The 18,961-nt window shown below is 44.4% G+C and carries 9 protein-coding genes; all 9 read left to right on the forward strand.

What is annotated here, in order from left to right; translation table 11 throughout:
- Positions 1-129 precede the first annotated feature (129 nt).
- The gene (aceE, locus tag LCH52_14085) at positions 130-2,799 is read left to right on the forward strand and encodes a pyruvate dehydrogenase (acetyl-transferring), homodimeric type (protein ID MCA0389615.1); all 2,670 of its coding nucleotides are present in this window, start codon (positions 130-132) and stop codon (positions 2,797-2,799) included.
- 14 nt (positions 2,800-2,813) lie between these two features.
- On the forward strand, positions 2,814-4,517 hold the full coding sequence (locus LCH52_14090) for a dihydrolipoyllysine-residue acetyltransferase (GenBank protein MCA0389616.1): 1,704 nt from the start codon (positions 2,814-2,816) through the stop codon (positions 4,515-4,517).
- 9 nt (positions 4,518-4,526) lie between these two features.
- The gene (gene lpdA, locus LCH52_14095) at positions 4,527-5,945 is read left to right on the forward strand and encodes a dihydrolipoyl dehydrogenase (protein MCA0389617.1); all 1,419 of its coding nucleotides are present in this window, start codon (positions 4,527-4,529) and stop codon (positions 5,943-5,945) included.
- A 398-nt stretch (positions 5,946-6,343) separates the two neighbouring features.
- Positions 6,344-6,673: a transposase gene (locus LCH52_14100; protein ID MCA0389618.1), complete on the forward strand. Its 330-nt coding sequence runs from the start codon at positions 6,344-6,346 to the stop codon at positions 6,671-6,673.
- A gap of 230 nt (positions 6,674-6,903) precedes the next feature.
- The gene (locus LCH52_14105) at positions 6,904-9,165 is read left to right on the forward strand and encodes an aconitate hydratase (protein MCA0389619.1); all 2,262 of its coding nucleotides are present in this window, start codon (positions 6,904-6,906) and stop codon (positions 9,163-9,165) included.
- A gap of 142 nt (positions 9,166-9,307) precedes the next feature.
- Positions 9,308-11,386 carry a BatA domain-containing protein gene (locus tag LCH52_14110; protein ID MCA0389620.1) on the forward strand — a complete coding sequence of 693 codons (2,079 nt, stop codon included), beginning with the start codon at positions 9,308-9,310 and terminating at the stop codon, positions 11,384-11,386.
- A gap of 188 nt (positions 11,387-11,574) precedes the next feature.
- On the forward strand, positions 11,575-14,352 hold the full coding sequence (locus tag LCH52_14115; GenBank protein ID MCA0389621.1) for a TonB-dependent receptor: 2,778 nt from the start codon (positions 11,575-11,577) through the stop codon (positions 14,350-14,352).
- A gap of 14 nt (positions 14,353-14,366) precedes the next feature.
- A complete protein-coding gene (locus LCH52_14120; protein MCA0389622.1) occupies positions 14,367-17,879 on the forward strand; it encodes a hypothetical protein in 3,513 nt (1,170 codons plus the stop codon).
- Between the two features lie 14 nt (positions 17,880-17,893).
- On the forward strand, positions 17,894-18,901 hold the full coding sequence (locus tag LCH52_14125; GenBank protein ID MCA0389623.1) for a PorV/PorQ family protein: 1,008 nt from the start codon (positions 17,894-17,896) through the stop codon (positions 18,899-18,901).
- Positions 18,902-18,961: the final 60 nt, after the last annotated feature.

An 18,961-nucleotide genomic window follows, 5' to 3' on the forward strand; every position in this document is an offset into this window, starting at 1 on the left:
GGGACATTGGGCACGAAACCCGTCTGCGATTTTAGATTTCTTTTGCTAAATTTGTAAGTTTGAAATTAAAAATTTCCCCACCGTGTTATTAGAAACAGAAACGAACATCGACAACTAAACAGGTTTTATATGACAGACGATAAAAATTTGCGTGAAATACAGGAACTTGAGAATCAGGAATGGCTCTATTCTCTTGATTATGTTTTGCAGAATGGCGGAAAAGAGAGAGTGGTTGAATTACTGCACCTCCTGCAAATAAGGGCACACAAAGCAGGAGTGGAGATCCCATTCACAGCCAACACACCTTACATCAACACCATTCCGAGAGAAAAACAGGTTCCTTTCCCGGGTGACCGTGAAATTGAAAGAAGAATAAAAAGCATCATCCGCTGGAATGCGATGGCAATGGTAGTAAGAGCCAATAAAATTGAAAACGGAATTGGCGGACACATTTCCACTTATGCATCGGTTGCCACACTCCTTGAAATCGGATTCAATCATTTCTTCAGAGCAAAAAGCGAAAACCATCCCGGCGATATGATCTATTTCCAGGGGCATGCCTCACCGGGAATATACGGCAGAGCATTTCTCGAAGGAAGAATTTCGGTTGAAGAGCTTGAAAACTTCAGAAGAGAGCTGAAAACTCCAAGAGGACTTTCCTCATACCCGCATCCCTGGCTGATGCCTGATTTCTGGCAGTTCCCAACCGTTTCGATGGGATTGGGACCACTTCAGGCTATTTACCAGGCACGATTTAACAGGTACCTCGAAGACAGAGGACTTGTTCCAAAATCTGACGCCAAAGTAATTGCGTTTCTTGGTGACGGTGAAACTGATGAACCCGAATCACTCGGTGCCATCACCCTCGCTTCCCGCGAAAAACTTGACAACCTTATTTTTATTATTAACTGTAACCTGCAGAGACTTGACGGTCCTGTAAGAGGTAACGGCAAAATCATCCAGGAGCTTGAAGCTGCTTTCAGAGGTGCCGGCTGGAATGTTATTAAAGTGGTTTGGGGTTCCGACTGGGATCCGTTGCTCGAAAGAGACGACAAAGGAATTCTCGTTCAGACCCTCGGAGAAATTGTCGATGGTGAATACCAAAAATTCTCGGTAGAGTCGGGTGCTTATGTCAGAGAAAAATTGTTCGGAAAACATCCTGAACTCACCAAAATGGTTGAGGAAATGAGTGATGAACAGTTGAGGAAGATGAGAAGAGGCGGACACGATCCTGAAAAAGTTTATACCGCTCTCAAATCAGCTTATGAGCACAAAGGTCAGCCGACTGTTATTCTTGCAAAGACAATCAAAGGTTACGGACTCGGTGAAAGCGGTGAAGGAAAGAACATTACTCACCAGCAGAAGAAACTGAACGAGGATGAATTAAGAGAATTCAGAACAAGATTTGGAATCCCCATTTCAGATGATGAAGTGGCTAAAGCTCCATTTTATAAGCCTGCTCCCGACAGCCCCGAGATTCAATATCTGAAAGCGAAAAGGGAAGCCCTCGGTGGTTCCGTTCCTCAGAGAAAAGTTGATATCAGACCGATTAAGACTCCACCTGAGGAGATCATTTCGGAATTTTTTGAGGGTACAGATGGCAGAGAAGTATCTACAACAATGGTATTTGTTAAGATTCTCGCCAATCTCCTCAAAGACAGGGAGCTCGGCAAGCTAATTGTTCCGATAGTCCCCGATGAAGCCCGTACATTTGGTATGGAAGCCCTCTTCCGTCAGGTGGGTATCTATTCCCATGTCGGACAGCTTTATGAGCCGGTTGACAGACAGAGCCTCCTTTATTACAAAGAAGCGATAGACGGACAGATTCTCGAAGAAGGTATTACCGAAGCCGGTTCGATGGCATCATTCCTCGCTGCAGGTACATCCTATGCCAACCATGGTTTGAATATGATTCCGTTCTTCATCTACTATTCGATGTTCGGATTCCAGAGAATAGGTGACCTTGTATGGGCAGGTGCCGACATGCGTACGAAGGGTTTCCTCGTGGGAGGAACTGCAGGCAGAACCACCCTTAATGGAGAGGGTTTGCAGCATCAGGATGGTCATTCTCACCACCTCGCTTATCCCGTGCCTACACTTCTGACCTACGATCCTGCATTTGCATTCGAACTTGCAATCATCATTCGCGAAGGCATTCGCAGAATGTATGAAGAGCAGGAAGACCTGTTCTATTATATCACAGTAATGAACGAAAATTATGCAATGCCCCCAATGCCCGAAGGAGTCAAAGAGGGGATTGTAAAAGGTCTCTACAAATTCCGTTCATCCGACAAGAAAAAATTGAAACTCAAGGTAAATCTTCTCGGCAGTGGCACAATCATGAATGAAGTGCTTAAGGCTCAGGAAATACTTGAGGAGAGGTATGGAGTTGCTGCAGATATTTACAGCGCAACAAGTTATAAAGAACTCAGAAGAGAAGCTCTCGATGTAGAGAGATGGAACCTTCTGAACCCCGGTAATCCGAAACAGACCTACATTTCGAAAGTGTTTGAAGGAGCTTCGGGCGTTTTTGTTGCTTCGAGTGATTACATCAAGGCAATTCCTGATTCAATTTCCAAGTGGGTGCCCGGAAGATTATTGACTCTCGGAACCGATGGATTTGGAAGAAGTGAGGGCAGGAAAGAGCTTCGGGATTTCTTCGAAGTGGATGCAAAATATGTTACCGTGGCAGCGCTCTATGGACTGATGTTAGAGGGCAAGGTTAAACAATCTGTTGTCGATAAAGCCATTGAAGAGCTTGATATCGACAAAAATAAACTTAACCCGATGATATCGTAAGAAAGGAATGTACCATGGATAAAGAATTTAAATTACCCGATCTGGGTGAAAGTATAGTTTCCGCGACCATCGTAAAAGTACTTATTGCACCGGGCGATATGGTGAAAGAGGATCAGACTGTTTTGGAGATTGAAACCGACAAAGCTACAATCGAGGTCCCTTCCGAGATATCAGGAAAAGTTTCAGGTGTCTATGTAAAAGAAGGCGATAAAGTTGAAGTAGGCGCAGTTGTGTTTTCAGTCAGCGCCGAAGGTCAGGCTGCTGCTCCTGTTGCAGCTCCCCCGGCAGTTGAAAAAGCTGTTGAAACTCCAAAGGCAAAGGCTGAAGAGCCTGTAACTGTCGTACCTGCTCCGGTAGCCCCGGTTCAAAATTCTGCTCCTGTATCGACCGAGATGATACTGCCTGATTTGGGTGATACAATAGAATCGGCGATGGTTGTCAAGGTACTCGTTAAAGTTGGTGATAAAGTCGAGGAAGATCAGTCTGTATTGGAAATAGAGACCGATAAAGCGACAGTCGAGGTGCCTGCGAGTGCTTCAGGTACCATAACAGAGGTCTTTGTAAAAGAAGGCGAGCATGCAAAAGTCGGTTCTGTGATGTTCAAACTTGATTCATCATCAGGTGCGGCTCCGGCAGTCAATACCGTGGCAAGTGCTCCTGTGGCACAGCCCGTGACTCCTTCCCAAACCGCAGCACCAAAACTGACACCCGAGGAGCTCAAAGAGGAACTGGGTAACCCTGAAGTGACAGTTGCTCCACCGAGAGTTCTGCTCGACATGCAACCACCGATCTTAAAGAATTCAGCACCAGCCGCTCCTTCAGTCAGAAGGCTTGCAAGAGAGATTGGTGTGGATATCAACAAGGTGCCCGGGTCAGGTCCGGGTGGAAGAATAACCCTTGATGATGTGAAAGCTTTCTCGAAAGCTCTTCATGAAGGAAGGGTGAAAGATCAGCCACAGGCTGCGGCAGGTGGTTTTGGAATTAAGCATCAGCCACTTCCCGATTTCAGCAAGTTTGGTGAAATCGAGCGGAAAGCGATGAACAACATCCGAACAAAGACTGCAGAGCACCTGAGTTACGCATGGGCTACAATTCCGCATGTAACACAGTTTGACAAAGCGGATATTACAGACCTTGAGCAGCTTAGGAAGAAATTTGCTCCTGATGTTGCGAAATCAGGTGGTAAACTCACGATGACTTCGATTTTGGTAAAGGTGATCACTGCTGCTTTGAAACAGTTCCCGCAGTTCAACTCATCAGTTGACATGGAGAAAAAAGAGATAGTTTACAAGAGCTATTTCAATATTGGCATTGCTGTCGATACAGAGTTCGGTTTGATCGTTCCAAACATCAAGGGAACCGACAATCTGAACCTTACCCAAATCTCTGCCGAAATGAATGTGATTTCTGAAAAGGCAAGGAACAAAAAAATCGGGCTCGATGACCTGCAGGGTGGATGCTTCACCATTTCCAACCTCGGTGGAATTGGCGGAACCTATTTCACACCTGTTGTCAATTCACCTGAAGTTGCAATACTTGGTGTTTCCAAAGGTGCATTCGAACCAGTTTACAAAGACGGTAATTTTGTACCGAGACTGATGCTGCCATTGTCTCTTTCATATGACCACAGAGTGATTGATGGTGCTGATGCAATCCGTTTCTTAAGATGGGTTATCGAAACTCTCGAGAATCCCTTTAAACTTTTGATTGAAGGGTAGGGGGTTGCTATGATAAAAACACAATTATTGGTGATTGGTGCCGGTCCCGGTGGATATGCTGCCGCTTTTGCCGCAGCAGATATGGGAATGGAAGTAACGCTTGTTGATCTGGATAAAAATCCGGGTGGAGTGTGTCTCTTCAGAGGTTGTATCCCATCGAAGGCACTTCTTCATGTTGCAAAACTGATAAACGAGACGAAGGAAGCAAAGCACTGGGGTGTCGATTTTGGCGAACCAAAAATAAACCTTGATCAGCTTCGTGAATTCAAAAATAAAGTAGTCGGCAAGATGACCGGTGGACTTGGTCAGCTTGCAAAACAGCGCAAGATCAATTTTGTTCAGGGAAGGGCTACATTTACTTCTTCCCGCTCGGTAAAAGTTGATCTTAACGATGGAGGCAAGGATGAAATTCACTTCGAAAAAGCGATTATTGCAATCGGTTCCGAGATCATAACGATACCTGCTTTCAATATAAAAAGCAACAGGCTGTTGAATTCCACTTCTGCACTCGATCTTCCTGCAATTCCTGAAAAGATGCTGGTAATTGGTGGCGGATACATAGGACTTGAGCTTGGATCTGTTTATGCAGCACTCGGGACAAAGGTCTCTGTAGTGGAAATGACAAACGGACTTCTGCCAGGTGCCGACCGTGATATGGTGAACTTCCTCTCTCAGATGTTGAAGAAAAAGTTCGAGGCGATAATGCTTGAGTCACGGGTAATGAAGCTTGAACCTGTCGAAAACGGAATTAATGTTACAATTCAGGATAAAACAGGTGCTGACAGAGTGGAATTCTACGATTATGTACTTGCATCGATCGGAAGAAGACCTAATACTGCCGGACTTGGTCTGGAGAACACAAAGGTTGAACTTACACCCCGCGGGCACATCAAAGTTGATAATACTCTGAAGACCACTGATCAGTACATTTATGCAATCGGTGATATTGCAGGTGATCCCATGCTCGCGCACAAAGCTTCACACGAAGCCCGTGTGGCGGTGGAGGCTATCGCCGGTCATCGTGTGGCATTCGAACCTGCGGCAATTCCCGCCGTGGTTTTCACAGATCCCGAAATTGCCTGGGCAGGAATCACAGAAACTGAAGCCCGTGAAAAGGGAATCAAGCACGAAGTTGCTAAATTTCCATGGGCAGCTTCCGGCAGAGCGACCACCCTTGACAGATTCGATGGTGTCACAAAGCTTGTTGTCGATCCCGATACTCAAAGAATTCTCGGAGTGGGAATTTGTGGTCCCGGCGCTGGTGAACTAATCGCCGAAGGCACACTTGCCATCGAGATGGGTGCAAATGTTACCGACCTCAAAATGACCATTCATCCTCATCCCACACTTTCAGAAACCGTGATGGAAGCCGCAGAAGTTTTCTTTGGCGAAAGTGTTCACCTCTACAGACCGAAGAAGAAAAGCTGAAGTCAGAAGTTTGAAAGCTGAGGGCTGAAGGCTGAATAGCGAAAGCTGAAAATTCAGGGGCGATGTCAGAAATGATATTCGCCCCTTTTTTATTTTTGGGAAATCTTTCGTTTCGGAACAGGAGTGACAATCGTCCCGATTGTCCTTTCGACCAATTCAAACTCAGGAAAAGGAGTGACAATCGTCTCGATTGTCCTATCGACCAACAAAATGGGAATACAGAAATTTATAAAACCTTAAAAAAAACCATAACAAACATGAAATCGAATTTCGAACCGGTTAAAGACCTGAATGTTACACGAAGGAAACCCCCTCACTATCAATCCACCCGAACTTGTTATTTCGTAACCTCGCATTGTTCGTCGGGCGAAATCCTTTCACCTGAGGAAAGAGACATAGTGCTTTCAGCAATAAAATTCCTCGATGATGAAAAATACGATCTTTTAACAGCAGTTGTGATGCCGGATCATATACACCTCCTGATAATTCCACTTCCTAAAAATGACGATGCGGAATTTTCCCTTTCTGAAATAATGCAAAGCATAAAAAGTTTCACAGCCCATCGGTGCAAAAAGAAGCTTTGGCAGCATGAATCTTTTGACAAGACTGTAAGAAACAACGATGAATTTGTAACATTTGCGAGCTATATCTATAATAATCCCATGAAAAAAGGGCTGGTGGTAGAGGGTGAGGATTACAAATGGTTTTATGTTTTTAATAATCCTTGAAAGTTTTCGGTAGGACAATCGAGACGATTGTCACTCCTTTTCCCGTTTCGAGAGTTTTCGGTAGGACAATCGAGACGATTGTCACTCCTTTTCTGAAAATGTAAATTCATCATTATTTAAATCACTCAAGTTTCTCAAGTCGCTGAGGTTCCGAATCTCCGGACTATGTCTCGCCTCTCTTTTGCTATATTTGTAAATTGATTTTTCCAATTTTTTTAACGAGGATACGGATGACAGCCAATCTTGATATGATCAGGAAAGTTTACGAAGGATTTGCGGGTAAGGTGGAGCATGCCCGCACACTTTTGGGCAGACCACTTACTTACGCCGAAAAGATTTTATATACTCATCTTTGGGAACTTCCTTCATCTCCACTTACACGAGGCAAGGATTATGCCGATTTGGCTCCCGACCGTGTAGCCATGCAGGATGCAACTGCCCAGATGGCACTTCTGCAGTTTATGTCAGCCGGAAAGAAGGAAGCTGCGGTTCCTTCAACTGTTCATTGTGATCACCTGATTCAGGCACAGACCGGCGCTGTTGATGATCTCAACAGAGCAAACACTGACAACCGGGAAGTATATGATTTCCTTGAAAGTGTCAGTAGCAAATACGGAATCGGATTTTGGAAACCGGGTGCAGGAATCATCCATCAGGTGGTTCTTGAAAACTATGCATTCCCTGGTGGAATGATGATCGGTACCGACTCCCACACACCAAATGCAGGCGGACTCGGAATGATTGCCATTGGTGTTGGCGGTGCTGATGCGGTTGATGTGATGGCAGGAATGGCTTGGGAACTTAAATGGCCCAAACTCATCGGTGTAAAACTTACCGGAAAACTGAACGGCTGGACATCTCCAAAAGATGTTATTCTCAAACTTGCCGGCATCCTGACCGTGAAGGGTGGAACTGGTGCGATTGTTGAATATTTCGGTGAGGGAACTGAATCGATATCATGTACAGGCAAGGGAACCATCTGTAACATGGGAGCTGAAATTGGTGCCACAACTTCACTTTTCCCTTATGATGCGAAAATGGCAGCATATCTTAAATCGACAGCAAGGGAAGACCTCGCTGCACTCGCTGATGACATTGCCTCAGAACTCAAAGCCGATTCAGATGTGGCTGCAAATCCTGAAAAATATTTTGACCAGATAATTGAAATCAATTTAAGTGAACTCGAACCACATGTAAACGGTCCTTTCACCCCTGATCTCGCATGGCCCATCTCAAAACTTAAAGAAGCAGCTAAAGAGAACAACTATCCTGAAAAACTGAGTGTTGCTCTTATCGGAAGCTGCACCAATTCAAGCTATGAAGATATTGACAGATCAACAAACATTGCCCGTCAGGCTCTCGCCAAAGGATTGAAAGCGAAATCACAGTTTACAATCACTCCGGGTTCCGAGCAGGTAAGGGCAACCATCGAAAGGGACGGTCAGTTGCAGACTCTTACCGATCTTGGCGGTGTAATTCTTGCAAACGCCTGCGGACCTTGCATCGGCATGTGGAAAAGAGTTGATATGAAGACAGGTGAGAGAAACACCATAATCACCTCTTTCAACAGAAACTTTGCGAAAAGAAATGACGGAAATCCTGATACTCTTGCATTTGTCGCATCTCCCGAAATAGTTACTGCACTGGCAATAGCCGGCACCATTTCGTTCAATCCGCTCACCGATGAACTTGTAAACGAAAAGGGTGAAAAAGTAAAACTTGAAGCCCCGGTTGGTGATGAACTTCCTGCAAGAGGATTTGATCCGGGTGAAAGCGGATTTATTTCGCCGGCAGAGGATGGATCCTCGGTTGAAGTAAAAGTATCACCATCGAGTGACAGGTTACAGCTCCTTGAACCCTTTACTCCCTGGGACGGTAACGACCCCGAGAACCTCCCCGTCCTTTTAAAAGCCAAAGGGAAGTGTACCACAGATCATATTTCGATGGCAGGTCCCTGGTTGAAATACCGCGGACATCTTGACAACATTTCAAACAACATGTTCATTGGAGCAATTAATGCTTATACAGGTGATCCCGGCAAGGTAAAAAATGTTGTGACGGGTGAATACAAATCAGTTCCTGAAGTTGCACGCGAATATAAAGCCTCCGGTTTAAACTGGGTTGTTGTTGGTGATGAAAATTATGGTGAGGGATCCAGCCGTGAACACGCTGCACTTGAACCAAGGCACCTCGGTGGCAGAGCGATAATCGTAAAAAGTTTCGCCAGAATTCACGAGACCAATCTGAAAAAACAGGGCATGCTTCCTCTTACATTTGCCAATCCGGCAGATTATGACAAAATAAGGGAGGGTGACCGTGTTTCCCTAAAAGGTCTGAAGGAATTCGCACCCGGCAAACAGGTTACACTCATTATAAAACACGCTGATGGCTCAACTGAAGAATGTAAACTGAACCACACTTTCAACGAAAGACAGTTTGACTGGTTCAAAGCCGGCAGTGCTCTCAATCTGATCGCAAAAGCCGGTAAGTAACGCTATATTATGGTTTCCAGGGGATGGAATGTCAAATTTGATTTGCGGGTGTCCGGTGAAGGTGAGTGGTACACCTTCCCGGCTGCCTTAATCCATCCCTTGAACCAACACCATTTCTCTTTAACAGTTCTGCTGTGACCGTATGAATTTCCTCTCACCCGGTTTATTGTTTGGACTTCTCGCTGCATCAATTCCGATATTGATCCACCTCCTCAATTTACGAAAACTAAAAAAGATAGATTTCTCCACACTTCACTTCCTTCGACTTATCGAAAAACAAAAAGTGAGAAGAGTGAAACTCGTACAGTGGCTGTTGATGGCGCTTAGGGTTTTGATCATCGCAATGCTGGTTCTTGGTTTCTCAAGACCCGTGATTCAGAATGAAAGAATTCCCGGCTTTACTTCCGCGGCTAAAACCACGGTTGTCCTGGTGTTGGATGACAGCTTCAGCATGGAAGTGGTGGAAGGTCAGGGGTCGAGATTCAATCTTGCCAAGGGAGTGGCAGTTTCCATCCTGTCGGGACTGAAAGAAGGTGACGAAGCCAGTGTAATTCTTACTTCAGGGAGAGATCTGGATATCAGACTCACCCCCGGAGATCTGCCGGCGTTAACAAAAGCCATAAAAGATTTGGAGCCTGATTTCATCAGTGGAGATCTCAACACTGCAATAATCAAGGCATCCCGTCTGCTCGGTGAATCAGAGAATTTGAATAAAGAGCTTTACATCCTCTCCGATTTTCAGAAAGCCACACTCGGAAATCCGAAAGAGTTTACCGATGTCTCGACTCTCCTTGACTCAAGAGTTCAAACCAGGCTGTTTAACCTCGGTTCGAAAAAGACGGTTAACTCGGCGATTACCGGAATAAAAGTAAACAATCAGGTCTTCGAGCCCGGCAAGGATATCTCTGTTACGGTGACAATAAGAAATTATTCCGATGATGATGTCAAAAACGGGGTGGTTTCACTTTTTGTGAATAACGAAAGGGGTGCCCAAAAAAGCTATAATCTTGATGCCGGGAAAATAACTGACATCACTCTCTCGGCACCTGTAAGAAAGTCAGGATTCTCTTCGATTTATGCATCGATCGAGGACGATGATATTAAAACCGATAACAGGAGATATGCTTCGATCTTTTTGCCGAAGGAATTTAGTACCGTTTTGCTGGGCAAGAGTTCCGATTTGAAATTTATCAGGGCAGCAATTGAATCCGGATCTTTCTCGGGCAACATGAAAATCACTGAGAAGGATATCACTCAGACGGGTGCTTTGGATCTTAAAGATGTGAACATGATTATTGTTGCCGGATCAGGTGAAGGGGTAAATTTAGGGAAATTGAGAGATTATACAGCCAATGGTGGTGGAATCCTTCTGTTTCCGGGAGAAAATACTTCACTTGCGGGATATTCTGCTTTGCTAAAACAGTTTGGAGTCTCCCCTCCTTTGGAGCTTAAGAAAGATTCAAAAGCTCTTCCGGGGAAATTTTCTGCGGTGATGTTTAATCATCCCCTGCTCAGGGAGATATTTCAGACACAATACGGGAACAGCGTTGAATCACCCGAACTTGTTACATGGTTCCGATTGCCGCAGGGTGGGGGCACTGATATAATTACAATGGCAGACGGCAGCGTGTTCCTTAAAGAGACGAGAGCAGGAAAAGGCAGGGTACTGTCAGTGGCGACATCACCAACCCTGTCAACCGGTGACTTCCCGATGATTCCCCTCTTCGCGCCTCTTGTCTACCGGTCAATGTTCTATCTTGCATCACAGGAACCGGCAACGGGGGGAAGTTTAACGGGCGAGGAGATCGCTCTTCCCGGTAGAAAAACAGGGGGAGGAAAGGTAACCGTGGTTGCTCCGAACGGACTGGCATCAGCACTTGGATCAGGTAAAACAGATGATGGGGTTGTATTTCCCGGGACAGACCTTCCCGGAATTTACAGGTTTACCCGGGATGATGAAGAGATCGATTTTGTCCCTGTGAATACTGACACAACAGAGTCAAATTCCACCCCGATGGAAAGACAGGAAATAGTTGATTATTTTAAGAAAATCAATGTGAAAAACAGCCCGGTCTTCATTGGTGCAGAAGGCAATTTTACACAGACGCTCACAGAGTCACGGCTGGGGTCGGAATTATGGAAACTGTTCATAATAATTGCAATGATATTGATTGGTGTGGAAATGTATTTTTCACGGGCAAAAAAGAGTGATACCCCTTAAGGCGTCACGAGCAGGCATGTCTAAGATGAATATAATTATTGTCTAACTATAAATTAGACAAGTGGCAAAATATAATGTAAACTAATGAAAAATAGTTTTGATTTTTTGCTAAAAATGGGATATTTTAAAGATGCGAAATTTTAGGTAATGATTTATTAACAAACGAAGAGAGTTAATCGGAGGCCTTAATGAGGTATATACTGTTACTGTGTGCCTTTATTGTTTCCATTCTGTTCCTTTCTCCTCAAGCTTTTGCTCAAGCCGGTAAGATTTCCGGAAGGGTTTTAGACTCTCAGACGAAGGAGCCGCTTCCATTTGCAAATGTGGTTATCATGGGTACAAACCTTGGTGCCGCTACCAATCTGGATGGCGAATATGTGATAATAAATGTTCCTCCGGGAACATACAAAATACGCGCTTCTATGACCGGATACAACAATTATACTGTTGAAAACATAAAAGTTGCTACCGGTCTCACCACTTCACTGGATTTTGCCATAGTTCCGGCATCTTTTCAGACTGAAGAAGTGATTGTAGTTGCAGAGAAGCCATTAATCAACAAAGATATTACCGCTTCCACTTCAATAGTGGGAGATGAGTTGATATCAGAACTTCCTGTTACCGACATCTCCGATGTACTCCAGCTTCAAGCCGGTATCGTTGTGGGTGGCGGAGGCGAGCTCCACATGCGTGGCGGTCGTGGCGGACAGGTGGTTTATCAGGTTGACGGTGTACCTGTGACAGATGCTTACGACAACAGTAATGTTGTTGATGTCGGCACAAATTCAGTAAAAGAGCTTCAGGTAATTTCTGGTGCTTTTAACGCTGAATATGGACAGGCAATGTCGGGTATCGTAAACATTGTGACCAAAGATGGTAACAATGATTACACCGGGTCTCTCTCTTTCTATGGTGGCGACTATATTTCCAACAAACAGGATGTTTTCTGGAACATTCAAAAGATCAATCCGATTGCGGTAAGAAATATTGATGCAAGTTTAAGCGGTGCATTCCTGAGGGATAAACTGTTTTTCTTTGCAAATGGGAGATACTATTACAACGAAGGATACTATTACGGAAAAAGAACCTTCCTTACATCGGATATTTCCAGAGAAAACACTTCGAATCAGTCGTATAACCTTGTTGACGGATCCGATACATCTCTGACACCTCTTGCCGGTCCCCGCGGAGACGGTGCATTTGTTCCTACGAATGAAAACACCCGTTACTTTGCACAGGGCAAACTGACATACAGGATTTTCCCGGGATTTACTGTCCGTTACAGTTATCTGTTTGACAAGCAGGATTATTTTGACGGTGCGCCAAGATTGACGCCTGACAATAATCTTCAAAGATTCAGACAAGGTATCAGCAACACTTTCAGTATTAACCATGCCATTTCCAATTCTTCATTTTATACTTTAAACCTCTCCTATTTCTTTAAAGACTACAGACACTACCTTTATGAGAACATCTACACCGGAAATCCTTCAAGACCTACACTTTATGTGGATAACAGGCTGAAGCAGAATCCTCCGTACAGTTTTGATATCGGTGGAACAAACAACAACAGGTTTGTAAGAAATACGGGAACATACTCTGCCAAACTCGACTGGGAAACCCAGTTTAACAAACAGATCAGTGTAAAGTTTGGTATTGATGCGAAACAGCACATGATATACTTTGAGAACATCAATCTCGTGCCAATGACGGTAAACGGAGTTGATGCAAAGCCATTCAATGTTATCGTGCCACCTGAGACTTCAACCGATCACGACACATATCGCAGAAAACCACAGGAAATTTCCGGTTATGTTCAATCGAAGTTTGAAGCATTCAACCTTATATTTAATGCCGGATTAAGATTCGACCTCTTCAATCCTGACGGCAAAATCCTTGCAGACCCGACAGATCCTGATATCAGAAAACCTGTTAAACCTGCAAACAGAGCAAAGACCTACGAAGAAAGACTTACCTACTGGTACAAGGACGCTTCTGTAAAAACACAGATCAGCCCTCGCCTTGGTATTGCTTTCCCGATTACGGCCCGTGGAGTCATCCACTTCTCATACGGTCACTTCTTCCAGCTTCCAAGCTATGAACTTCTTTACAGCAATCCTGATTTTGAAGTGCTTGACGGATCGGGTAATGTTGCCCTGTTCGGAAATGCTGATCTCAAACCACAGAAAACCGTTAAAGGTGAAATTGGTCTTCAACAGCAGTTGTCAGATGACATGGCTATTGATGTAACTTTGTTCTTCGAAGATTTTAGAGATCTTACCGGTACGCAAACCGATCAGATTTCAATTTTTGGTACGCAATCAACCTACAGCCAGTATGCAAACTCCGATTTCGGATTCTCGAAGGGCTTCATTGTGAAGTTTGAGAAGAGATTTGGTGGCGGTTTGTCAGTAAACATGGATTATACATTCTCGGTAACCAAAGGTAATTCGTCAAATCCTGCAGATGCAAGAAATGCAATCCTTGGCGGTGCAGCTCCCGAAACCTACATAGCACCACTCGACTGGGATCAGACACACACCATGAACCTTGCTGTAAGCTATTCGGTACCAAACGATTTTGGTATTTCCCTGATAGCAAACTATTTCACAGGTCAGCCTTACACTCCTGCAGTCAACAAAAACACAAGAGTGACACAGAATGCTTTCCCAAGAAACAGTGACTACAAAAACGATATTTTCAATATCGATTTGAGAGCTTACAAGGAAATTGAAATCTTCGGACAGAGGATAACAGCTTTCATGAGAGTTTTCAACCTGTTGGATCTTGACAATCCACGCGGATTATACTCCGACACAGGTGATCCATATTTCACATTCGGGCTTCTTGAAGCCAGAAAAGTTAACCCAAGGTTGTATTACAATACACTTGAAGAACTGTATCAAAATCCGGGTTTCTTCTCTGAACCAAGAAGAGTTGAAGTCGGTTTGTCGTATAACTTTTAATTCAGGTTGAGTTTATGAATAAAACAATTTTTAGTATCTCGTTATTGCTTCTTTTCGTCTTTGCCGGTGAAGCTTTAGCTCAACGCGGCGACCCGAATCTCAGAAGGATCGGTTATCATACGGGAAACCGTATCGGTATCTCATACTACAACGATGGTCAGATATCCGGTTTCAACCAGGGTGTCGATATCAGAGGTGAGTGGCCGCTTGGTTCCGGCGAAAATTATATTGGTGACCTTATTCCTCTTATTGGAGTGGAGTTTACCAATACATTAGGTGAAGTCAAACATTCGGTATGTATCTCAAGAGGTCCAAGAAGAGGACAGTTCGATGAGAGACATCCACTTTACAACTATTTTTGGGGTTGGAATCCGATTCCCGGATTTTTGAATCCCGCTTCTGAATCAGTTGCGATGTCACATCTCCCAAATTCCTGGCCCATCGGCGGGTGGAAAGATCAGCCAACATGGGTTGATCCTCTAACCGGCAAAACACAGTGGAACGGATATTTTGGACGCGGTGTAATTCAGGCTGATCAGGAAAGCTACTATTGGGCTGATGATAATCAGGATGACGAATTTAACGGTAACTTTTTACCCGATTCAAGAGACACTTCCAGAAAAGGAATGGGTCTTCAGATGGGTGTAAGAGGATTCCAGTGGTCGAGCTTCCTGGCTGCAAACAGCATCTTTTGGCTTTATGACATTAGAAACGAAGGAACAACACTCTTCAGAAAAGCTGACTTCGGAACCGTGGTTGGAACTCTCGCCGGTGGCGATGGCGACAGCCAGGATGATCTTGGTTCTTTTGATGTAAACAATTCCATCACATATTCCTGGGACAGCGACGGTTCGGGAAATAAAGGTCAGAAAGTTGGATATGTCGGCTATGCGTTCCTCGAATCACCGGGTAACTCATTTGACGGTATAGACAACGACGATGATTGTGGCGATCCTAACGCTCCAAGATTCATCCAGACTTCCTTTGATTCCGTAACATACCAGCCGGGTCAGGTAATGGTTCTCATAGATGGTGGCACCTATGCAAGAACTCAATACACTGTCCAAGCGGGCGTGAATACTGTAACAAGTCTTGGAAGAACAATTTCTTTCACTGCCGGTGTAAACTACTTCAGAGAAGGACATATCAAAGAAATCGTTAATGGTGTTGCCATTCCTGACTCGTCTGCGAATGACGGACTTGATAACGACTTCGACGGTGTCATTGATGAAAACCAGGCTATCCATTTCGAGACAAGAAGAATCAAAAACCTCCCCGGTCTTAAATACAAAGATTTTAAGACAGGTCTTGCGGTTAATGATCCACTAATCGATGAAAAACGCGATAACGATGCCGGAACAATTGTTTCCTCGTTCATCAAAAATCCTGACGGCACATCCACACTCGTATCACACTGGTCGGGTGATGAGAATGCCAACTGGGTAGCAAACGATGCTTCAACCGGTGACATTAGAGATGATGTCGGTAGTGACGGTTTGGGACCATATGATGAAGGTTATATCGGACCGGATCCTGACGGAAGTGAAGGCAACGGAAGACCTGATCAGGGCGAGCCAAACTTCGGTAAAACCGATCCTGACGAATCCGATCAGATTGGTCTGACAGCATTCAACTTTTTCGAACAGGCTTCTTCTCCCGACATGAGTCAGGATGAGGTGCTTTGGAGCAGAATGTTCCCCGGAAGATTTGATGTTATTCCGCCAAATCCACAGGATGGTGACTTTATTTATGCTTCGGGCTACTTCCCGCTGGCACCTAATCAGATTGAAAGATTCTCTGTATCTCTTCTCTTCGGACAGGATTATGCAGATGTGGTGCGTCAGAAAAATGTAGTTCAGCAGATTTACAACGCCGGTTACAAATTCCCGCAGCCACCAAGAAAACCAAAGATCAGCATCACACAGGATGACGGAAAAGTAATTCTTTACTGGGATCCAAGACCTGTTGAGAATTCGATCGATTTTATCTCAAAGACAAAAGACTTTGAAGGATACAAAATCTACCGTGCAAGCGATGCAGGTTTTATCGATGCAAGAACCATCACCAATGCTTATGGTGTGTTGTTCTTCAACAAACCGCTGAAACAGTTCGATATCAAAGGCAACGGCATAAAAGGGTTCTTCTATCCGAAACCTGAACTTCTCGAACAACTCGGTGGAACCACCTATTATTTGGGAGATGATACAACAGGTCTCACAAACAGATACATAGATTCAACAGCTACTAAAGGTCAGACCTACTATTATGCTGTTGCTGCCTATGATAAAGGTGATGCACCCAGCAACATCTTCCCGAGCGAGAACTCAAGCTTTATCTTCCGTTCAAATACGGGTGAAATCATTACAGATGACAACACCGGGTACATCACACCGGGTGCAAGACCGATTGGATATGTGGATGCAGGACTCGAGTCATTGACCCCCGAAATAAAACCAAGAGGTACCGGAAAAGTGATGGTTGAAGTTGTTGATCAATCGGCGATCAAACCTAAAAACACATACCGTGTGGTTTTTGCTGATACTTCACTTCAGAAATACACTGAATCATGGTCACTCGTTAATGTAACCACCGGTGACACTGTAATTAAACAATCGACTGTATTTGGCGGCTCAACCCCGATTATCGACGGTTTCAGATTGCAAATCGCGAATGATGATGTTATTAAACTTGACACAGTGAAATCAGGCTGGTATTTCAACGGACAGGACACAATTCCTGCAGCCGGTGGAGCAGGTTCTACTCAGTTCCCCGGGTTCACCTTCACTACTTTCCTTGTTGGAACAAACAGGGGAACAGTTTGGGCTGATGATTACTATCTTGAATTCAGTGCTGATACACTCTTTGGCACTTCCATAGCTGATACATTGGTACCCCCGACGAGTGCAAACAGATTCCCTTCGAGAAAGACTAATTTCAAAGTGAAGAGAATCTCTGACAATTCTGAAGTGCCGTTTGTATATTACAAAACGGGTACTCAAAGTACCGTTCATAACATCTACTTTAGAGAAGTTATTAATGGTACAAGATATCGTACATGGAGACTAAACATCTTCATGGATGCGGTAAATGCCCCTCTTCCAACTTCAGGCTTCCTTAAGGCATATACCAAAAAACCGTTCTCAAGCGCTGACGCATTCAGATTTAACATGAAATCGAGTTCGATTAACAGTGCTGCTGCAGCAAATGAGCTGGACAAAATAAAAGTTGTTCCTAATCCTTATGTGGTCACACATGCGAATGAAGCCAGACTTCTTAGCACCCAGACCAGCGGCAGAGGCGAAAGAGAAATCAGATTCACCCATGTTCCTCCGGGATCGAAAATCAAAATCTTCACCGTGAAAGGTGAGTTGATCAAGACGCTCGACGCTGCTGATGTTTATGTCGGTGATGTTTACTGGAATCTCAGAACTGAAGAAAATCTTGACGCAGCATTTGGTGTTTATGTCTATACAGTAGAGATACCAAATGTGGGAACCAAAATCGGCAAGTTTGCCTTAATCAAATAGCGGAGAGTTTGAGAATGAAAAGACTTTATTTTTTAGTAATTCTTGTGTCTGCCTGTTCGTTGATGTTCGGGCAGACTAAAGTCGGCTCTACTGCTGCTCCATTCTTGTCAATAGGAATAGGACCAAGAGCCGTCGGTATGGGCGGTGCATTTACTGCTACAGCCAACGACATCACTGCACTCTACTGGAACCCCGCAGGTGTGTCGAGGATGGGTGGAAGTGGTGCTTACTTTTCTCATACCAAGTGGTTCGCTGACATCAACTTCAATTATGCTGCGGCAATGTTGACTCTTGGTGATTGGGGTACAGTCGGCGGAAGCGTTACCTTACTTGACTATGGTGAGACTGAGATTACCACCGTAAAAGAACCCGATGGAACCGGCGCCAAATATGGTGCGAAGGACATGGCATTGGGTTTGCATTATGCGATGAATCTCACTGACCGTTTTTCAATCGGTGGTACCGTGAAGTATGTTCAGCAGTCGATCTGGAATACAAGTGCATCAACCGTGGCTTTTGACCTTGGAGTGCTTTTCCTTTCGGAGATTTATGGCTTGAGAATTGGAGCCACAATCTCTAACTTTGGAGGAGACATGACGATGGACGGAAAAGACCTTTATGTATTGTATGACATCGATCCGGGCATCTTTGGAAACAACGATCAGATTCTTGCAAAGTTGAAAACCGATCCATACCCGCTTCCCTTGACTTTCAAGGTGGGTGCGGCGATGGATGTTATCAACTCTTCGGATCTCAAATTGACTCTCGGTGTCGATGCACTTCACCCGAGTGACAACTCGGAGAGCATCAATGTTGGTGGTGAGATCGTTTACAAAAATCTTATCGCTCTTCGGGGCGGTTACAAATCACTCTTCCTTGATAATGCCGAGGAAGGGCTCACACTTGGTGTGGGATTAAATTATGATATCGCTCCAAATCTTGGTTTATCTTTTGACTACGCTTACCAGGACTTTGGATTGTTGAAAAACACACAGTTTTTCTCACTGGGTATCAAATTTTAGGCTTTAATTAAACAAACATTTTGAATAACTTGAAATCACAAATTCATTTAATGAGGAGAA

The organism is Bacteroidota bacterium (assembly GCA_020161395.1).
Classification (GTDB): domain Bacteria; phylum Bacteroidota; class Ignavibacteria; order Ignavibacteriales; family Ignavibacteriaceae; genus UTCHB3.